Origin of the sequence: Streptomyces atratus (genome assembly GCF_014648655.1) — a bacterium.
Classification (GTDB): Bacteria; Actinomycetota; Actinomycetes; order Streptomycetales; family Streptomycetaceae; genus Streptomyces; species Streptomyces atratus.
Genome location: NZ_BMRN01000084.1, coordinates 6,091 through 8,799, shown reverse-complemented (window position 1 = coordinate 8,799; position 2,709 = coordinate 6,091). Strand labels below are relative to the sequence as shown.

The window sequence follows — 2,709 nt, the reverse complement described above, 5'->3', positions numbered from 1 at the left end:
CACCAGGTCCTCGGCAGCGAGGACGACCCGGACAGCCCGCTCGCCCGCCAGCTGGACTTCTGGCGCCAGACCCTGACCGGCCTGCCGGAGGAGCTGGCCCTGCCCGCCGACCGGCCGCGCCCGGCGGTGGCCTCCCACCGAGGCGACGCAGTGCTCTTCCGGCTCGACCCGGAACTGCACCGCGGCCTGGCCGCTCTGGCCCGCAACCGCCGGGCCAGCCTGTTCATGGTGCTGCAGGCGGGGCTGGCCGCGCTGCTGTCCCGGCTCGGGGCCGGCACCGACATCCCGATCGGCAGCCCGATCGCCGGGCGTACCGACGACGCCCTGGACGACCTGGTCGGCTTCTTCCTCAACACGCTGGTGCTGCGCACCGACGTCTCCGGCGATCCCACCTTCCGCGAGCTGATCGAGCGGGTCCGGGAGACCGACCTGGCCGCCTACGCCCACCAGGACATTCCCTTCGAGCGCCTGGTCGAGGAGCTCAACCCGGCCCGTTCGATGTCCAGGCACCCGCTGTTCCAGGTGATGCTCACCCTGCAGAACACCCCGCAGGCCACCCTGGAACTGCCGGGCCTGCACGCCACCGCCCGGGACAGCGGCCTGTCCGTCGCCAAGTTCGACCTGTTCGTGGCCCTGCGCGAACAGCACTCGGCCCAGGGCGTGCCCGACGGCATCGACGGATACCTCGAGTACAGCGTCGACCTCTTCGACCGCCGTACCGTGGAGCAGTTCGTCCAGCGGCTGATCCGGATGCTCAAGGAGATGGTCGCCGAGCCCGCCGGATCGATCGCCCGGGTGGACGTCCTGGACCCGGTCGAGCGGCACGAACTGCTCGACCGCTGGAACGACACCGCGCGGGAAGTGCCGCAGGCGTCGCTGCCGGAGCTGTTCCAGGCGCAGGCGGCGCGCACCCCGCAGGCGGTGGCGGTGGTCACGGACGAGGCCGAGCTGTCGTACGCGGAGCTGAACGCGCGGTCCAACCGGCTGGCCCGGCTGCTGATCGGCCGGGGGGTGGGCCCGGAGGACTTCGTGGCCCTGGCCCTGCCCCGCTCGGCCGACCTGGTGGTCGCCCTGCAGGCGGTGCTCAAGGCCGGCGCGGCCTACCTGCCGGTGGACCCGCAGTACCCGGCCGACCGCGTCGCCTACATGCTGGCCGACGCCAGCCCCGCCCTGCTGCTCACCGACACGAACACCCTCGCCGTGCTGCCCGGGGAAAGAGCGGTGGAGACCCTCGTCCTGGACGAGGACGAAACCCTGGCCGACCTCGCCGACCGTCCGGACACCGACCCGGTGGACAGCGACCGGACGATCGCCCTGTCGCCCGCGCACCCCGCCTACGTCATCTACACCTCCGGCTCCACCGGACGCCCCAAGGGCGTCGTCATGCCGAGCGGAGCGCTGGCCAACCTCCTCACCTGGCACGAGTCCGCCGTGCCCGGCGAAACGGGCGCCCGCGTCGCCCAGTTCACCGCCATCGGCTTCGACGTCTCCGTGCAGGAGTTGCTGTCGACCTTGATCGCGGGCAAGTGCCTGGTCGTCCCCAGCGACGATGTCCGGAGGGACCCGGCCGAGTTCACCGCTTGGCTGGAACGGCACAGGATCACCGAGCTGTACGCGCCGAACCTGGTCCTCGACGCGGTCGCCGAGGCGGCGGAGGAGCAGGGCCGCGACCTCCCGCGGCTGCGCGACGTCGCGCAGGCCGGTGAGGCCCTCCTGCTCGGCAGCAGGCTGCGCGAACTCCACCGGCGGCAGCCCGGTCGGCGCCTGCACAACCACTACGGCCCCGCCGAGACGCACGTGGTCACCGCCGTCTCCCTCCCCGCGAACGTCGAGGAGTGGGGCAGCACCGCCCCGATCGGCCGACCGGTCCACAACACCCGGGTGTACGTGCTCGACGCCGGTCTGCGGCCGGTGCCGCCCGGCGTCTCCGGCGAGCTGTACATCGCCGGCGCGCAGCTGGCCCGCGGGTACGTCAACCGTCCGGCCATGACCGCGGAGCGGTTCGTGGCCTGCCCGTTCGGCCCGGCCGGGGCGCGGATGTACCGCACCGGCGACCTGGCCCGCTGGAGCGGCGAGGGTGAGCTGGAGTACCTGGGGCGCGCGGACGACCAGGTCAAGATCCGTGGTTTCCGGATCGAGACCGGTGAGGTCGAGAACGTCCTGCAGGCGCATCCGGATGTGGCCCAGGTGGCGGTGGTGGCCCGCGAGGACCGGCCCGGGGTCAAGCAGTTGGTGGCCTATCTGGTGCCGCGTGACGGTGGTGCGGCCGGTGCGGACTGGGGGACGCTTCGCAAGGAGGCGGCCCGGGTACTGCCGGATTACATGGTCCCGGCAGCGTTCGTCACCCTGGACGCGCTGCCACTGACCCCCAACGGCAAGCTGGACCGCCGGGCCCTGCCGGCGCCGGACTTCACCGAGGTCTCCACCGGCCGGGCGCCGCGTACCCCGCAGGAGGAGATCCTGTGCGGGCTGTTCGCCGAGATCCTCGGCCTGCCCTCGGTGGGCATCGACGACAGCTTCTTCGAGCTCGGCGGCCACTCCCTGCTCGCGACCCGGCTGACCAGCCGGATCCGTTCGGTTCTCGACGTGGAACTGCCGGTGCGGGCCCTGTTCGAGGCACCCACCGTGGCCGAACTGGCCGAGCGACTGCACCTGATCGGTGGAACGGTCAGAACGGCCCTGCGGCCGATGGAACGCCCGGAGCGGCTT

The 2,709-nt window shown here is 72.5% G+C and carries 1 protein-coding gene; it reads left to right on the top strand.

The window, feature by feature from the left end; translation table 11 throughout:
* A partial coding sequence (locus tag IEZ15_RS46020) for a non-ribosomal peptide synthetase (protein ID WP_229846513.1) occupies positions 1 to 2,709 on the top strand: 2,709 nt, incomplete at both ends.